Here is a 15,983-nt window from a genome sequence, read left to right on the forward strand (position 1 = left end):
AGACAAACGGGCCGATCGCGCGGACGAACGGCCCGTTCCTGTTTCAGCGATCCGATCTTTACTTCGGGTTCGACGCCACGAAATTCCTGAACGCCGTGTACGCTGCTTTTTGCGTCTTGCCGTCGTTTTTCAAGAGGCCGTAGCTGCCTTCGCCCCCGGACGGATCATCGTACAGCTGATAAACCTGGATGGCCTGCACGTTGTACTGCGACGCCACCGATACGAACTGCGCCATCATCCTGTTGCCGATCATGTACGAAGCAATTTGCTGATCGCTACCGTGCCACGGGCGCACGCCGAACTCCGTCAGCCAGATCGGCTTGCCGAATTGCTTCAGGACGCCGAGCACGTTGTGGCAACCAGTGCCGCCGCAAGCGTTTGTGATGTCGCCTTGTTCCGAATACCAGTGCCATGCGGTGATGTCCCACGTCACGACCGGATGACCGCCCGAACCGTCTGGCTGCGTGCCTGCCGCGAGCATCTGATCGAACCCGTAGTGCAGCCAGGTTTCGCCGCCGAGAATGATCTTGCCTGACGTGTCCACCGACTTGATGCCGGCGATCAACCCGCGGATCGCGCCGCGCGCCTTCTGAAAGATGGCGTTGTTGTATTGCTGCGGATAGACGCCGTCCACGTTGCCGACCAGCGCGCCGTTACTGGAGCCGAGTTCGTTCGAAACCTCGTAGTAGGGATAGCGATACGAATGGGCCGTTTGACGGCCGAGCGTGTAACCGGCGTTGTAGGCGTCGGTTTCGCTGTTCAAGTTGTTCCCGATCAGTAGAACCGGATACACGGTTACGCCGCCGGCGGCCATCGTCTTCGCGATGCCCGCAAGCTTGTTCACCGATGCCTGGTTGTACACCTCATTGCGATAGAGCTTGACGCCCAGATTCTGCAACTGCGAAAGCTGAAGCGCTGGGCTCGAGATGTCGTATGCGCCGCCGCCGTTGTTGTGGCCGTTTGCGCCGTAGAAGATCTTCGCTGTGGTCGATGTCTTATCGGTCGATGCGGGCGCGCTGCTGCTGGGAGCGACAGTGCCACTAGCGGCGGCGGAGTCGCTGGCGGCCGCATCGGTCGTCCCGGTGCTGCTGGCCGCGGGCGCGTCGCTGGCCGCGACGGCGGTTGTCGCCGTGCTCGCACTCGCACTCGCATTGGCGTTGGCGTTGGGGGCGTCGGCACCTCCGCCGCCGCCACACGCGGCGAGCAGAACGCTGGCCGCGATCGCGCTGGCGAACAGCGTGGCCTTGCGCACGATAAACACATTGCCAGCGACCGATTTGACGGCGTGAAACTCGCGCGCGAGAGACTGGAACAGATTCATCATACTATTAGTTAGCGATACTAATGGATACGAGTGTCAGCGAATGGTTACGATTCGCTCAGTAGGTGGTTTCGGCAGTTCAGTTATTCGGACTCCGAATGGCTGAACGTCACAGCGTGTTGTTGGATCCGCATCGGCCCGGAAGAGGGTTACAGAGCCGGAAGTCGAGCGGCGGACCGAGAGGGAACGATAGACGCGTTCCGAAATAAATTACCGATTTATTTCCCTGATTAAAGCAATCTTTGCTGCAATCAATGAAAGCGCGCGTAAGGTTACTATAGTTCGGATGAAATCGTAAAAATGTATTGCGAAATTTCCCGATGCCACCGCTGAAACGATGCTTCGACGCGGCGCCGCCGGCATATTTTGCCGCTTCCGCCGACGGCAGCTAATCTTGAAGAGCGTTCAGCAATGTGGCGCAAACGCCCGCTGTTGCGTGAGGCGCGGAATCAGCAGGGGCGAAACACATGCGAAAGGACCTGCTCCCTCCGGCAAAAATGCCGTCGTATGTAAGAGTTGTTTCGGCGAAACCGCAGTCGGAACGCGGTGACATTGCAACGTGGCGCAAGCCAGCACGCATTCGCCACCCCCAACGCACGCGCGGAGAGCCTCAACCACCGCGCGCAGCTCGGCGAACAACCGTGCCACGTGTTAAAATTCGCGCCGAATTAAGGACTTGCCTCGTCCGCGGACCCGCAAGTCCTTTTCTTTTCGACGCTCCGAATCGCATGTGCGAAGCGCCGGAATGTATCGCGGCGCGCGGCATCTCCACCCGATGTCCGCTATCGGCGGCATAAAAGGCGTGCGCGTCCGGGCGGAGGTCCCCGGCCTATACTGGACTCGCGGGCATAGCCGTCCGCGCCGCCGCTCGTTGCGAAGTCCGCTCACTCCGAGTACCTGTGCTGCGTGCGACGCAATCCCATTCACGGAGTACGGAGCTTTCACGGTGACTCGGATAGACGCTAAAGACAGTGCGCTCGTGCTGTTCTCCGGCGGCCAGGACTCGGCCACATGCCTCGCCTGGGCGCTCGAACGTTACAGAACGGTCGAGACGCTCGGCTTCGATTACGGACAGCGGCATCGCGTGGAACTGGAATGCCGCGACGGCTTTCGCGCTGCGATTGCACGCGAATTTCCGCACTGGGCGGAGCGTCTGGGCGAAGATCACATGATCGATCTTTCCGTGCTCAGCGCAATCAGCGATACCGCGATGACCCGCGAGATCGAGATCCAGGCTACGGCGAGCGGCCTGCCCAACACGTTCGTGCCAGGCCGCAACCTGCTGTTCGTAACGATTGCCGCTGCAGTGGCCTATAGGCGTGGATTGAAGGTACTGGTCGGCGGCATGTGCGAGACGGATTTTTCCGGCTATCCCGATTGCCGCGACGACACCATGAAGGCGCTGCAGGTCGCGCTCAATCTCGGCATGGAAACGCGCTACGCGCTCGAAACGCCGCTCATGTGGCTCGACAAGGCCGATACATGGCGGCTCGCCGAAACGCTCGGCGGCGATGCGCTCGTCGAGCTGATCCGCGTCGAAACGCACACCTGTTATGTCGGCGAGCGCGCCGAACTGCATGATTGGGGCTTCGGCTGCAGCCAGTGCCCGGCATGCAAACTGCGCAAACGAGGCTACGAGGCGTATCGCGCGGGCGAACAGGTCGACGTCGCGCCAGTTTAATTTTTGAGGTCCACAGAGCAGTCATGACGTACGCGGTAAAGGAAATTTTCTACACATTGCAGGGCGAAGGCGCCAACGCCGGTCGTCCGGCCGTGTTTTGCCGTTTCGCGGGCTGCAACCTGTGGTCGGGTCGCGAGGAAGATCGCGCCGACGCCGTCTGCCAGTTCTGCGATACGGATTTCGTCGGCACCGACGGCGAGAACGGCGGCAAGTACAAGACGCCTGCGGAACTCGTCGCGATGATCGCGTCGTTGTGGCCGGAAGGCGCGGCGCACCGGTTCGTCGTCTGTACTGGCGGCGAGCCGATGCTGCAGATCGATCAGCCGTTCGTCGACGCGCTGCACGAAGCCGGTTTCGAAATGGCCATCGAAACGAATGGTTCGCTGCCGGTGCTCGAGAGCATCGACTGGATTTGCGTGAGCCCGAAGGCCGACGCGCCGCTCGTCGTGACGAAAGGCAACGAGCTGAAGGTCGTGGTGCCGCAGGACAACCAGCGCCTCGCCGAGTACGAAAAGCTCGATTTCGACTACTTCCTCGTCCAGCCGATGGACGGTCCGTCGCGCGACATCAATACGAAGCTCGCGATCGACTGGTGCAAGCGGCATCCGAAGTGGCGCCTGTCGATGCAGACGCACAAATACCTGAACATCCCCTGAACCGCCGTGCAGACGATTACCCGAAAACTCGAATTCGACGCGGGCCACCGCATCCCCGATCACCGCAGCCAGTGCCGCAATCTGCACGGGCATCGCTACGTGCTCGAAATCACGCTGCAAGGCGATCTCGTCGACGTGGAAGGCGCGCCCGACCGCGGCATGGTCATGGACTTCGCCGACGTCAAAGCGCTCGCGATGGATCACCTCGTCAACAAATGGGATCACGCGTTCATCGTCTATGAAGGCGATGTCAAAGTGCGTGAATTCCTGCAGACGCTTTCGGATCACAAGACCGTCGTCCTAGACCGCATCCCGACCGTCGAGAACCTGGCGGCCGTCGCGTTCAACATTCTGGCCGACGTCTATGATGCTCATTACGGCGTCAATCTGAAGCTGAAGCGCGTGCGTCTGTACGAGACGCCGAACTGCTGGGCCGACGTCGAACGCGGCTGATTTCTCCTCGAAGCGCGGCAAACGTCCGCGCTTTTGTCACGGTATGATCGTCCGATCGGTCACCCGTTTCCGGGCGGCTACACTCGGAGCGCGGACATGCCGTCATCCTTGTCTCTTCGTCATCGCATCGGCCACCAGCCAGGAACCGCGCGATGAGCACGTTCACCAATCCTCTCAAGCAGCGCTTTTCCGAAGCGGGCACGCTGTTCGGCCTGTGGCTGTCGCTCGGCAGCGCCGATGCCGCCGAAGCGCTCGCGCATGCGGGCTTCGACTGGCTGTGCATCGACATGGAGCACTCGCCGAACGATAGCGCCGACGTCGTCGCTCAATTGCGCGCGATCGCGGCCGCGCATCTGCCGAGCGAGCCGATCGTGCGCGTGCCCACCAATGAAGCCTGGCTCGTGAAGCGCGCGCTCGACGCGGGCGCGCGCACGCTGATGTTCCCGAACGTGCAATCGGCGCAAGAGGCGGCGCGCATCGTCCGGCTCACGCAATATCCGACCGAGGCCGCGCTGCACGGTCTGCGCGGCGTCGCCGGCGCCGTGCGGGCGGCGGCATACGGAATGCGTCGCGACTACATGGCGAGCGCGAACGCGCAAATCGCGACGATCGTGCAGATCGAATCGGTGGCGGCGCTCGAAGCGGTCGACGAGATCGCCGCGACGCCGGGCATCGATTGCCTGTTCATCGGGCCCGCGGATCTGGCGGCGAGCCTCGGCCATCTCGGCGACGCGAAGCATCCCGACGTGCAGGCGGCGATCGACAAGATCGTCGATGCGGCGAATCGCGCGGGCATCGCGAGTGGAATCTTCGCGCTCGATGCCGCGAGCGCGAAGCAGTACGCGCGGGCGGGCATCAAGCTCGTCGCGATCGGCGCGGATGTGATGTGGCTCTTGAAGGCGACGCGTCAGGCGTTGCAGGAGGCGAGATCATGAAAACCGCCGTTGCGTCGGTGGTCGCTGCGATGATGGCGTTCGCGCTCGCTGGCGAGGCCCACGCTGACAACGCCCCGAAGCCGACCGACATCGCCACGCAAAACGCCGTCGCTGATTACAACGCGGGCAATCTCGTCGCGGCGCGCTCGGAGTTTCGTCGCGCGGCGCAACGGGGCAGCCGGCTCGCCGAATTCAATTACGCGATGATGCTGCTGAACGGCGAAGGCGGCCCCGCCGACGTCGACGAAGGCAAGAAATGGCTGCGCCGCGCCGCCGACGCCAACATGACTCACGCGCAATACGTGTACGGCAAGATGTACGACGACGGCCAGTTCGTGGAGAAAGACCCGGCGGAGGCGCATCGCTGGTTTTTGCGCGCGGCGAATCAGGGCCATGTGCAGGCCGAGCTCGCGCTCGCGAACCAGTTTCTCGACGGACGCGGCACCGCGCGCGACAACACGCAGGCGTTTGCCTGGTACAAGAAGGCGGCGGAGGGCGGCGACATGACGGCGCAATACGTCGCGGGTTCGTTCTACGAGCGTGGCGGCGATGGCGTCGAGCGCAATCTGAATGTCGCACGCGCGTATTACGCGGCGGCAGCCGCGCAGGGCGATCCGGCGGCCAAGCTCAAATACCTGCAACTGAGCGCCGAACTGGAGCAGCAGAAGCCGCAGTGACATCGCGCTTCGGAACGAAAAAGCCGTGGATTCCACGGCTTTTTTGCTTGAAAGGGTCGCTAACTCTGCATCAACCGCTTCTGTCGCGCGACGCTCATGATGAGCCCCACCGCGATGCCGAGCGTCGTCAACGCCGTGCCGCCATAGCTCATGAAGGGCAGCGGCACGCCGACCACGGGCAGAATTCCGCTCACCATGCCGATGTTCACGAACGCGTAGGTAAAGAACGCGAGCGTGAGCGAACCGGCCAATAATCGCCCGAAGAGACTCGCGCCGTTTGCCGCGATATAAAGTCCGCGCGCGATCAGCGCCATATAGAGAAACAGCAGCACGAGCCCGCCCGCGAGCCCGAATTCCTCGGAGAACACGGCGAAGATGAAGTCCGTGTGCTTCTCGGGGATAAATTCGAGATGCGCCTGCGTGCCTTGCAGCCAGCCTTTGCCGAACGTGCCGCCGGAGCCGATGGCGATCACCGCCTGAATCGTGTGGAAGCCTTTGCCGAGCGGGTCCGATGTCGGGTCGAGCAGCGTGCAGATGCGATGCTTCTGATAGTCGTGCATCATCGGCCAGACGACGTCCGGCTGGCAGATCTTGTCCTGAAAGATGGCGATACCGGCTACCGCGATAACAGCCGCGATCAGCACCGGCAAGATCAGCTTGAAACTCAATCCGGCGAAATAGATGACGAACATGCCCGCGGCGAACACGAGCACCGCCGTGCCCAAGTCCGGCTGCTTCGCGATCAGGCCGACGGGCAGCAACAAAATCACGAAGCCCACGATGTAGTCCCACCAGCGGATATTGCTTTCGCGCTTCTGGTAGTACCACGCGAGCATCAGCGGCATCGCGATCTTCATCAGCTCGGAGGGCTGAATCACCACGCCGACATTGAGCCAGCGTTTTGCGCCCTTGCGCGTGAGCCCGAACGCCGCGACCGCAATCAGCAACGCGACGCCGACCGTATAGAGCGGCACCGCGAAGCGCATCAGCATTTGCGGCGGGACATTGGCGAGCGCCCACATCAGGCCGAAGGTGAGCATGATGTTGCGCAGCTGGTCCTCGACGCGCCCAGGCATCTCCAGACTCGCGCTGTACAGCGTCACAATGCCGACGCCGAGCAGCAGAAAGACGATGAGCGCGAGCGGTTTGTCGAAGCCCGCGAACATGCGCTTGGCGCGGTCGATGAGCTCGCGCTTGTCGAATTGCATGTGCAGTTGCATGGCGGTTTTCCTTTACTCGTCGATGCCGCCGGACGGCGCGAGAACGCGCACGCCGTCGCTTTCGTTGCCTCGGACCATCGTGGGCGTCGGCTCGGCGGGGCGCTTTTTCGGCGCCGGTGCGCGGCCGGGCGTGGAGGCGGGAAGCGCAGCCGAGGGCGTCGAGGCGGCGCGAGGCTTCGAACCCTTCGGCGCGGACGCCGGAATCGCCGGAGCCGAAGCGGCCTTCGCGACTTCGGGATTCGACGCGGCCTGAGGCGAAAACGCCGGCGACGAATTCGCGACCGACGCGGGCAGCGCGACGGCGGCGGGCGGCTGCGCGCCGCCGATCACGGGCAGGCCGGAGTCTTCCGTCGCCGACGCGGCCGCGGCCACCGCGGCGGCTTGCGCGCCCGGCTTCATGCGGTCGATCAGATAATAGTCGAGCACCTTGCGCGCGATCGGGCCTGCGGATTCCGCGCCCCAGCCGCCGTTTTCGACGATCAGCGCGAGCGCTATCTTCGGCTGCTCGGCAGGGGCGAACGCGATGAACAGCGCGTGATCGCGCAGATGCTCGGCCGTGCCGCCGTGGCCCCGATAGTTCGAGCCTTGCAGCGAATAGACCTGCGCCGTGCCGGTCTTGCCCGCCGCGACATACTGCGCGCCGGCGAAAACCTTGGCCGCGGTGCCGTTCGTCACGACGCCTTCCATCGCGCGCTTGATGAAATCGATGTCCTTCTGCGCTACCGGAATCTTGCTGCTCGGATCGCGCACGGTGACGCGGATGTCTTTCGTGATCGGATTCTCGATGTCGCGCACGAGGTGCGGCTTCATTACGAGGCCGTTGTTCGCGAGCGTCGCGGTCGCGTGCGCGAGTTGCAGGATCGTGAACGAGTTATAGCCCTGGCCGATGCCGAGGCTGATCGTTTCGCCCTCGTACCAGCGCTGCTGCTCGGGCTTGCGGTACGCTTTGCGCTTCCATTCCGTCGACGGAAGAATGCCGCGCGCCTCGCCCGCGATATCGATGCCGGTAATCTGGCCGAAACCCCACGGCTTCATGAAGCCGGCCATCGCGTTCACGCCGAGATCGTGCGCGAGCATGTAAAAGTACGTGTCGTTCGACACGACGATCGCGCGATTCATGTCGACCCAGCCCTGACCGGAACGCACGTCGTTGCGGAACGTGTGGCCGCCGAACGTATACGAACCCGGATCCTGAAAGCCCCAGCCCGGCGTGCGCTTGTGAAGCGCGAGCGCGGCGAGCGCCATGAACGGCTTGTACGTGGAACCCGGCGGATAAGTGCCATGCAGCGGCCGGTTCAGAAGCGGGTGATCCGGCGAATTGTTGAGCGCGTCCCAGTTTTGCTGATCGATGCCGTCGACGAAGGAATTCGGATCGAAGCTCGGCGCCGACACGAACGCGAGCACGTCGCCGGTGGACGGTTCGATGGCGACGAGCGCGCCGCGCTTGCCCGCGAACGCCTGCTCGGCGACCTGCTGCAAGCCGATATCGAGCGACAGCACGAGATTGTTGCCGGGCGTGGCCTGCGTGCGCGACATCGTGCGCACGGGCCGTCCGCCCGCCGTCACTTCCACTTCCTCAAAACCGGTCAGCCCGTGCAGTTCGGTCTCGTAGCTCTGCTCGACGCCGATCTTGCCGACGTAATCCGTGCCCTTGTAGTTGTTGGCGTCGAGACGCGGATCATAGTGATCGGAGCTTTCGTCGTTGGCGTCGCTGGCATCGTCGATCCGTTCCTGATCGCGCTGCGAAATGCGCCCGATGTAACCGATCACGTGCGCGGCCGTCGTGCCGAGCGGATATTGGCGGAACAGGCGCGCGCGCACTTCCACGCCGGGAAAGCGAAAACGCTGCGCGGTGAACTTCGCGACTTCCTCGTCGGTGAGGCGCGTACGGATCGGCAGGCTTTCGAAATTCTTGGAGTCTTCGAGCAGCTTCTTGAAACGGCGACGGTCGCGTGCGTCGATCGGAATGACTTGCGAGAGTTCGTCGATGGTCTCGTCGAGCGTGCCGTTGATCTTCGAACGCGTGATTTCGAGCGTGTACGCCGAATAGTTCTTCGCGAGCACGACGCCGTTACGGTCGGTGATGATGCCGCGATTCGGCACGATCGGCGCAACGGAAATGCGGTTCTCGTTCGCCTGCAACGAGTATTTGCTGAAATGCCAGACTTGCAGATAAAGGAAACGCAGCCCGATCAGCCCGAAGCAGACGAACACGAACAGTCCCGCCGCCGCGACGCGCAGGCGGAACTTCGACAACTGTTGCTCGGTGTTCTTTATTTCGGTCATGCAGCTTTCGCGGTTTATCGCGATGTTTCGCGATTCAAGTGTAGTTCGCGCGCGCGTGTTTCTCCGCCGATGGACCGCGCGCTGTCATGCTCAGATTGGGCGCGTGTCGTCCGGATCGGCGGCGCGGCGCTGCGGCATGAGCAACAGGAAGCTCGCGACCGGCCAGAGCAGCGCTTCGACGAATCCGTTGGTCAGATAGCTCCAGCCGGGGAACGCGGCGCCCGTCATCAGGCGAATGATGAACGGCACGAGATGCGCGCCCACGAGCAGCGGCGCGACGACGAACGTCTGCACGGGCAGCGTCATCCACAGCACGCGGCGGTGGATCGTGATCGCGCCGTACGAAAGAAGCGTGTAAGCCAGCGCATGCTCGCCGAGCAGATTCGCGTTATGCACGTCCATCAGGATGCCGAGCATGAACGCGATGCCCATGCCGACCTTGCGCGGCTGATGCACGTTCCAGAACAGCAGCACGAGCGCGACGAAATCCGGCACGCCGATGAGCCGTCCCCAGGGCATCAGATTCAGCAGAAACGCTGCCGCGAGGCTGAACGTGATGAAGTACGGATTGACCGGCTGCAGGATGTATTGCGGACGATTCATCGCGCGGCTCCCGAGGATGCGGGTTTCGGCGCTTGCGCCTTCTTCGATGCTTTCGCCGCCGCGCCCGATGCCGCTTTGGGCGCCGCAGTCTTCGGCGCGGACTTTTCAGCAGGTGCGGGCACCGCCACGGCTGCGGGCGCCGACCCCGGCGCCGGCGCGGAAGCACCCGCTACCGCCGATGCGCCGCTCGCGCCCGCCGTGGCTGCCGCTGCCTTTGGCGCGGCTTTCTTCTTGCCCTTGTTTTCCTTCGCTTCCTTGGCGGCCGCGGCCGCTTCGACTTCGATGGGATTCGGCGGGACGTTCAGGTTGTAATGCAGCACGAGCAACTGACGCGTGCCGCGCACTGCGGCGATCGGCACGCAGACGACGCGTGCGAACGCCGTGTCCGCCTGCTTGTCGACACGCAGGACTTTCGCGACCGGCAGTCCCGGCGGATAGATACCGTCGAGGCCGCTCGTCACGAGTTCGTCGCCGGCCTGGACGTCGGCGCTGATCGGCACGAAGCGCAGATCGAGCGTATCGCCCTTCGGCGTGCCGTAGATCACGCTGCGCAATCCGGTGCGCGCGATCTGCACGGGCACGGCCTGATCCTTGTCGGTGAGCAGCGTGACTTCCGATTGCAGCGGGAACACGCGCGTGACCTGGCCGATGACACCGTCTTCGGTGACGACCGGCGCGCCGTCCTGGATGTTCTGCTGCGAACCCTTGCCGATCACCACTTTCTGCGTGAACGGATCACGCGTGTCGTACTGGATTTCGGCGGGCGTTTCGTCGGTGCTCGCGCGCGACTGCAGATTCAGCAGCGCACGCAGATGCGCGTTCTCGATGGCGAGTTGCGCCGCATCGCCGGCCTTCACGGACAGTTCGAGATTTTTGTCGGCGAGCTTTGCGTTTTCGCTGCGCAAAGTCGCGCTCGTCACGGCGAGGTCCGCCGCGCCCATGAAGATGTCGCGCGGCACCAGCGCCGCGCGCTGCAGCGGATAGAGGCCCGCGCCGAGCATGCCACGCACGATTTCGAGCGTGCTGAAGCGGGCGTCCGAAATGAGCAGCGCGATGGCGAGCACCACGAAGAAAATCAGGCGCGCGAGCGCGGAAGGGCCTTGCTTGAAAAGTGGCGGCGGACTGTATTCCATGGTCGGCGCCGAGGGCGTGAACGGATGGACGATGCTGCAGGTTCTTTCGCCGGCGGCGAAACCTGCCCTACGCTGTTCCGACAACGGCCCGGACAGATGCCGGGCCGTGCGCGCGTCGCGTCACGCGGATGTTTTTGCTGGTCGCGTCGAAGACCAATACGCCCAAAGGACGAAGAGCGAAAGTCTTCGGCAAGGAGATCACTCGTACGAGAAGATGCTGCCGAGCTTGTCCATGCGCTCGAGCGCCATGCCCGAGCCACGCACCACGCAGGTCAGCGGATCTTCGGCGACGAGCACCGGCAGGCCGGTTTCTTCCGCGAGCAGGCGGTCGAGGTCGCGCAGGAGCGCGCCGCCGCCCGTCAGCATCATGCCGCGCTCGGCGATGTCCGCGCCGAGTTCCGGCGGCGTCTGTTCCAGCGCGATCTTCACCGACGACACGATCTGGTTCAGCGGGTCCGTCAGCGCTTCGAGAATTTCGTTGCTCGAAATGGTGAAGCTGCGCGGAATGCCTTCGGACAGGTTGCGGCCCTTGACTTCCATTTCCTTGACTTCGGAGCCGGGGAACGCCGAACCGATTTCCTTCTTGATGGCTTCAGCGGTCTGCTCGCCGATTAGCATGCCGTAGTTGCGGCGGATGTAGTTGACGATGGCCTCGTCGAACTTGTCGCCGCCCACGCGCACGGAGCCCTTGTACACGATGCCGCCGAGCGAGATGACGCCGACTTCCGTGGTGCCTCCGCCGATGTCGACGACCATCGAGCCCGTTGCTTCCGACACTGGCAGGCCCGCGCCGATTGCGGCGGCCATGGGTTCTTCGATCAGATAGACCTGCGAAGCGCCCGCACCGTGCGCCGCTTCCTTGATCGCGCGGCGCTCGACCTGCGTGGAACCGCACGGCACGCAAATGATGATGCGCGGCGACGGCGAGAACATGCGGGATTCGTGAGCGGTCTTGATGAACTGCTTGATCATCTGCTCGGTGACGGTGAAGTCGGCGATCACGCCGTCCTTCATCGGGCGGATGGCCTCGATGTTGCCCGGCACCTTGCCGAGCATCTGCTTGGCTTCCTTGCCTACCGCCTGAATGGTCTTCTTGCCGTTGGGGCCGCCTTCCTGGCGAATCGAAACGACCGAGGGTTCGTCCAGAACGATGCCCTTGCCGCGCATGTAGATCAGCGTGTTGGCGGTGCCAAGGTCAATCGCCAGGTCGTTGGAGAAATAGCTGCGCAAAAAACCGAACATTCAAAAATCCTGTGTCGCTGGGTGGCCGTTCGTCGCAAGCAGCGCCGGGGACGGCAGCGGAAAAAATAACGGTTTGCCGGAGCGGCGAAGGCTCGCCGCGAGATGCAAATCCGGGAAGAAATCTACCGCAGAACGGAACGCCTTACGCAAACGTTTCTCACAATTCAATGATTCGCGGAGAAAGCCGCTGGCCGGGCGTTCGAGGGGTGAGTCGAACGTGTAATGATACCTTATAATTTGCGGGCATCTATAGGAAAAGGATGGCACTTCTTGCCATCGCCAAACCTGTTTCCGAGGGCTCCTTTCAAGATCGTAACTGGCTGTCGCAGCGAAAGTTTTCGAATCTGGGGCTGTCCACGCTTTCTCCGGTGATTCCATGTCTTTGACCCTGACCGACGTAAAACGCATCGCGCACCTCGCGCGGCTCGAATTGCCCGAGCATGAAGCCGAACCCACGCTCGCGCGGCTCAACGATTTTTTCGGTCTCGTCGAGCAGATGCAGGCCGTCGACACGACCGGCATCGAGCCGCTCGCGCACCCGATCGACGCGATCGAGGAAGTCGCGCTGCGTCTGCGGGACGACGCTGTCTCAGAGCGCGTCGAGCGCGAAGAGTTCCAGCGCTCGGCGCCTGCCGTGCAGGACGGGCTGTATCTCGTGCCGAAAGTGATCGAGTAACCGTCGAATATTCAGCAGAAGCGCGTGGCACGCGGTGCCGCGCTCATCAGGGAACTGCAATGCATCAAAAAAGCTTGACCGAACTGCGCGCCGCGCTCGACTCGAAGGAAGTCTCCGCCGTCGAGCTGGCGCAGTCGTATCTGCAACGCATCGAGGCTGCGAAGGCGCTGAACGCGTTCATCGGCGTCGATCGCGACATCACGCTCGAACAGGCGAAAGCCGCCGATGCGCTCATCGCTCAAGGGCGTGCGGGCGCGCTGACCGGCCTGCCGATCGCGCACAAGGACGTGTTCGTCACGCGCGGTTTTGCGTCGACGGCCGGCTCGCACATGCTCGAAAACTACGCGAGCCCGTTCGATGCCACCGTCGTCGATCGTCTGAAGGCGGCCGGCATGGTCACGCTCGGCAAGACCAATATGGACGAGTTCGCAATGGGCTCGTCCAACGAGAATTCCTACTTCGGCGCGGTGAAGAATCCGTGGGACCTGAAGGCCGTGCCGGGCGGCTCGTCGGGCGGTTCGGCCGCCGCCGTCGCCGCGCGCCTCGCGCCCGCCGCGACGGGCACCGACACCGGCGGCTCGATTCGCCAGCCCGCGTCGTTCACCGGCATCACCGGGATCAAGCCGACTTACGGGCGCGTTTCGCGTTATGGAATGATCGCGTTCGCATCGTCGCTGGATCAGGCCGGTCCGATGGCGCAGACCGCCGCCGACTGCGCGCTCCTGCTCAACGCGATGGGCGGCTTCGACGAACGCGATTCCACGAGCCTGCCACGCGACAACGAAGACTACACGCGCTACATCGGCAAGAACTGGAGCGACGACGCATCAAAGCCGCTCGCCGGTTTGCGCATCGGCATGCCGAAAGAGTACTTCGGCGCCGGACTCGCGGATGACGTGCGCGCCGCCATCGACGCCGCGCTGAAGCAATACGAAGCGCTGGGCGCTACGCTCGTCGAAGTGTCGCTGCCGAAGACCGAGCTTTCGATTCCGGTGTACTACATCATCGCGCCGGCGGAGGCATCGTCGAATCTGTCGCGCTTCGATGGCGTGCGCTACGGGCACCGCGCGGCGCAGTACAAAGACCTGCTCGACATGTACAAGAAGTCGCGCGCGGAAGGCTTCGGGCCGGAAGTGAAGCGGCGGATTCTGGTCGGCACCTACGTGCTGTCGCACGGCTACTACGACGCGTACTACCTGCAGGCGCAGAAGATTCGCCGCATCATCGCGCGCGATTTCCAGGAAGCGTTCAGGCAGTGCGACGTCATCATGGGACCGGTCGCGCCGTCGGTCGCATGGAATCTCGGTGAAAAGACCGACGATCCCGTGCAAATGTATCTCGCCGATATCTACACGCTGTCCGTGAGCCTCGCCGGTTTGCCCGGCATGAGCGTGCCGTGCGGCTTCGGCGCCGGTGTGAACGCGAATCGCCCGGTCGGTCTGCAGATCGTCGGCAACTATTTCAACGAAGCCCGGATGCTCCAGGTCGCCGACGCGTTCCAGCGCGCGACCGACTGGCACCGCAAGGCGCCAACTGCCTCGATGTCGGGAGAATGAACATGCAGTGGGAAGTCGTCATCGGACTGGAAACGCACGCGCAGCTTTCCACCGTCTCCAAGATTTTCTCGGGTGCGCCCACGCAGTTCGGCGCGAGCCCGAACTCGCAGGCGAGCCCCGTCGATCTGGCGTTGCCCGGCGTGCTGCCCGTGATGAACCGCGGCGCCGTCGAGCGCGCGATCCGCTTCGGTCTCGCGATCGACGCGCATATCGCGCCGCGCAGCATCTTCGCGCGCAAGAACTACTTTTATCCGGATCTTCCGAAGGGCTATCAGATCAGCCAGTACGAGATTCCGGTCGTGCAGGGCGGCACGATCACGATTCAGGTGCCAGCCAATGAAAAGGCCGGCAAGGAAGCCTATTCGAAGACCATCAATCTGACGCGCGCGCACCTCGAAGAAGATGCGGGCAAGTCGCTGCACGAAGACTTCGCGGGCATGACGGGCATCGACCTGAACCGCGCGGGCACGCCGCTGCTCGAGATCGTCACCGAGCCGGAAATGCGCAGCGCGGCGGAAGCGGTCGCGTATGCGAAGGCGCTGCATGGTCTCGTCGTGTGGCTCGGCATTTGCGACGGCAACATGCAGGAAGGCTCGTTCCGCTGCGACGCGAACGTGTCGGTGCGTCCGGTCGGACAGAAGGAATTCGGCACGCGCGCGGAGATCAAGAACCTGAACTCGTTCCGCTTTCTCGAAGAAGCGATTCAGTACGAAGTGCGCCGTCAGATCGAGCTGATTGAAGACGGCGGCACGGTGGTTCAGGAAACGCGTCTCTACGATCCGGACAAGCGCGAAACGCGCTCGATGCGCAGCAAGGAAGACGCACACGATTATCGCTATTTTCCGGACCCGGACCTGATGCCGCTCGTGATCGAATCGTCGTGGGTCGAGCGCGTGAAGGGCGGCATGCCCGAACTGCCCGCTGACATGCAGAAGCGTTTCGTCGATACCTACGGTTTGACGGAATACGACGCGGGCGTGCTGACATCGTCGAAGGCGATGGCGTCGTACTTCGAAGCGCTCGTGCAGAAAGCGGGCGCGCCCCAGGCGAAGATCGCCGCAAACTGGATGATGGGCGACGTCTCCGCGCAACTGAACCGCGAATCGCTGGATATCAGTGAATCGCCGGTGTCGGCTGCGCAACTGGCGCTGATCCTGCAGCGCATCGCCGACGGCACCATCTCCAACAAGATCGCGAAGGACATCTTCCAGACGATCTGGGAAGAGAAAGCGACGGACGACGCAGCGGCGGACCGCATCATCGACGCGAAGGGTTTGAAGCAGATTTCGGACACTGGCGCGCTCGAAGCGATCATCGACGAGGTGCTCGCGGCGAACCAGAAATCGGTCGATGAATTCCGCGCGGGCAAGGAGAAGGCGTTCAATGCGCTGATCGGCCAGGCGATGAAGGCGACGAAAGGCAAGGCGAATCCGCAGCAGGTCAACGAGCTGCTGAAGAAGAAGTTATCCTCCTGATTGCTTGAAATCTTTCAGAACGGGCTGCTGCCGGTTGAGCTCGGCGGCAGCCCGTTTTTCATTGGCGAA

The 15,983-nt window shown here is 63.0% G+C and carries 14 protein-coding genes; 8 read left to right on the top strand and 6 right to left on the bottom strand.

Annotated elements, in window-relative coordinates:
* Positions 1-58: 58 nt before the first annotated feature.
* Entirely contained in the window at positions 59-1,324 is a 1,266-nt protein-coding gene (locus tag AWB75_RS01040; RefSeq protein WP_235011920.1) for a glycosyl hydrolase, read from the bottom strand.
* A 943-nt stretch (positions 1,325-2,267) separates the two neighbouring features.
* On the opposite strand from AWB75_RS01040, the gene queC reads away from it, so the two are divergent.
* The 5 genes from queC to AWB75_RS01065 all read left to right on the top strand — a co-directional run bounded on the left by queC (position 2,268) and on the right by AWB75_RS01065 (position 5,723).
* A complete protein-coding gene (queC, locus tag AWB75_RS01045; protein ID WP_061122216.1) occupies positions 2,268-3,002 on the top strand; it encodes a 7-cyano-7-deazaguanine synthase QueC in 735 nt (244 codons plus the stop codon).
* A gap of 23 nt (positions 3,003-3,025) precedes the next feature.
* Entirely contained in the window at positions 3,026-3,658 is a 633-nt protein-coding gene (queE, locus tag AWB75_RS01050) for a 7-carboxy-7-deazaguanine synthase (RefSeq protein ID WP_061122217.1), read from the top strand.
* A gap of 6 nt (positions 3,659-3,664) precedes the next feature.
* Entirely contained in the window at positions 3,665-4,111 is a 447-nt protein-coding gene (gene queD / locus AWB75_RS01055; protein ID WP_061122218.1) for a 6-carboxytetrahydropterin synthase QueD, read from the top strand.
* A gap of 152 nt (positions 4,112-4,263) precedes the next feature.
* Entirely contained in the window at positions 4,264-5,046 is a 783-nt protein-coding gene (locus AWB75_RS01060) for an HpcH/HpaI aldolase family protein (RefSeq protein WP_061122219.1), read from the top strand.
* A complete protein-coding gene (locus AWB75_RS01065) occupies positions 5,043-5,723 on the top strand; it encodes a tetratricopeptide repeat protein (RefSeq protein WP_061122220.1) in 681 nt (226 codons plus the stop codon). The genes AWB75_RS01060 and AWB75_RS01065 overlap by 4 nt, the downstream gene beginning before the upstream one ends.
* A 59-nt stretch (positions 5,724-5,782) precedes the next feature.
* On the opposite strand, the gene rodA is transcribed toward AWB75_RS01065, so the two are convergent.
* From rodA to AWB75_RS01090, 5 genes are all read right to left on the bottom strand, one after another.
* Positions 5,783-6,931 carry a rod shape-determining protein RodA gene (gene rodA, locus AWB75_RS01070; RefSeq protein ID WP_061122432.1) on the bottom strand — a complete coding sequence of 383 codons (1,149 nt, stop codon included), beginning with the start codon at positions 6,929-6,931 and terminating at the stop codon, positions 5,783-5,785.
* A 24-nt stretch (positions 6,932-6,955) separates the two neighbouring features.
* Positions 6,956-9,229 (bottom strand): penicillin-binding protein 2, encoded by a 2,274-nt coding sequence (gene mrdA / locus AWB75_RS01075; protein ID WP_061122221.1) that lies wholly within the window; start codon positions 9,227-9,229, stop codon positions 6,956-6,958.
* A 90-nt stretch (positions 9,230-9,319) separates the two neighbouring features.
* The gene (gene mreD / locus AWB75_RS01080) at positions 9,320-9,832 is read right to left on the bottom strand and encodes a rod shape-determining protein MreD (RefSeq protein ID WP_061122222.1); all 513 of its coding nucleotides are present in this window, start codon (positions 9,830-9,832) and stop codon (positions 9,320-9,322) included.
* Positions 9,829-10,965 carry a rod shape-determining protein MreC gene (gene mreC, locus AWB75_RS01085; RefSeq protein ID WP_061122223.1) on the bottom strand — a complete coding sequence of 379 codons (1,137 nt, stop codon included), beginning with the start codon at positions 10,963-10,965 and terminating at the stop codon, positions 9,829-9,831. Before mreC ends, mreD begins: the two co-directional genes overlap by 4 nt.
* A gap of 198 nt (positions 10,966-11,163) precedes the next feature.
* Positions 11,164-12,207, bottom strand: a complete 1,044-nt coding sequence (locus AWB75_RS01090) for a rod shape-determining protein (RefSeq protein WP_004189550.1) — start codon at positions 12,205-12,207, stop codon at positions 11,164-11,166.
* A 376-nt stretch (positions 12,208-12,583) separates the two neighbouring features.
* Between AWB75_RS01090 and gatC the strand changes: the two genes are divergently transcribed.
* The 3 genes from gatC to gatB are packed head-to-tail and all read left to right on the top strand — an operon-like array spanning position 12,584 to position 15,914.
* A complete protein-coding gene (gene gatC, locus AWB75_RS01095) occupies positions 12,584-12,883 on the top strand; it encodes an Asp-tRNA(Asn)/Glu-tRNA(Gln) amidotransferase subunit GatC (RefSeq protein ID WP_061122224.1) in 300 nt (99 codons plus the stop codon).
* 59 nt (positions 12,884-12,942) lie between these two features.
* Positions 12,943-14,439, top strand: a complete 1,497-nt coding sequence (gene gatA / locus AWB75_RS01100) for an Asp-tRNA(Asn)/Glu-tRNA(Gln) amidotransferase subunit GatA (RefSeq protein ID WP_061122225.1) — start codon at positions 12,943-12,945, stop codon at positions 14,437-14,439.
* Positions 14,436-15,914 carry an Asp-tRNA(Asn)/Glu-tRNA(Gln) amidotransferase subunit GatB gene (gene gatB, locus AWB75_RS01105; RefSeq protein ID WP_061122226.1) on the top strand — a complete coding sequence of 493 codons (1,479 nt, stop codon included), beginning with the start codon at positions 14,436-14,438 and terminating at the stop codon, positions 15,912-15,914. Before gatA ends, gatB begins: the two co-directional genes overlap by 4 nt.
* Positions 15,915-15,983 lie beyond the last annotated feature (69 nt).

This window comes from Caballeronia catudaia (genome assembly GCF_001544755.2).
GTDB classification, from domain to species: domain Bacteria; phylum Pseudomonadota; class Gammaproteobacteria; order Burkholderiales; family Burkholderiaceae; genus Caballeronia; species Caballeronia catudaia.

Coding starts and splice junctions, on each gene's coding strand:
- AWB75_RS01090 (WP_004189550.1), bottom strand. CDS start 12,207: ATGTTCGGTTTTTTGCGCAGCTATTTCTCCAACGACCTGGCGATTGAC.
- gatA (WP_061122225.1), top strand. CDS start 12,943: ATGCATCAAAAAAGCTTGACCGAACTGCGCGCCGCGCTCGACTCGAAG.
- mrdA (WP_061122221.1), bottom strand. CDS start 9,229: ATGACCGAAATAAAGAACACCGAGCAACAGTTGTCGAAGTTCCGCCTG.
- gatC (WP_061122224.1), top strand. CDS start 12,584: ATGTCTTTGACCCTGACCGACGTAAAACGCATCGCGCACCTCGCGCGG.
- AWB75_RS01065 (WP_061122220.1), top strand. CDS start 5,043: ATGAAAACCGCCGTTGCGTCGGTGGTCGCTGCGATGATGGCGTTCGCG.
- queE (WP_061122217.1), top strand. CDS start 3,026: ATGACGTACGCGGTAAAGGAAATTTTCTACACATTGCAGGGCGAAGGC.
- mreC (WP_061122223.1), bottom strand. CDS start 10,965: ATGGAATACAGTCCGCCGCCACTTTTCAAGCAAGGCCCTTCCGCGCTC.
- gatB (WP_061122226.1), top strand. CDS start 14,436: ATGAACATGCAGTGGGAAGTCGTCATCGGACTGGAAACGCACGCGCAG.
- mreD (WP_061122222.1), bottom strand. CDS start 9,832: ATGAATCGTCCGCAATACATCCTGCAGCCGGTCAATCCGTACTTCATC.
- AWB75_RS01060 (WP_061122219.1), top strand. CDS start 4,264: ATGAGCACGTTCACCAATCCTCTCAAGCAGCGCTTTTCCGAAGCGGGC.
- rodA (WP_061122432.1), bottom strand. CDS start 6,931: ATGCAATTCGACAAGCGCGAGCTCATCGACCGCGCCAAGCGCATGTTC.
- AWB75_RS01040 (WP_235011920.1), bottom strand. CDS start 1,324: ATGATGAATCTGTTCCAGTCTCTCGCGCGCGAGTTTCACGCCGTCAAA.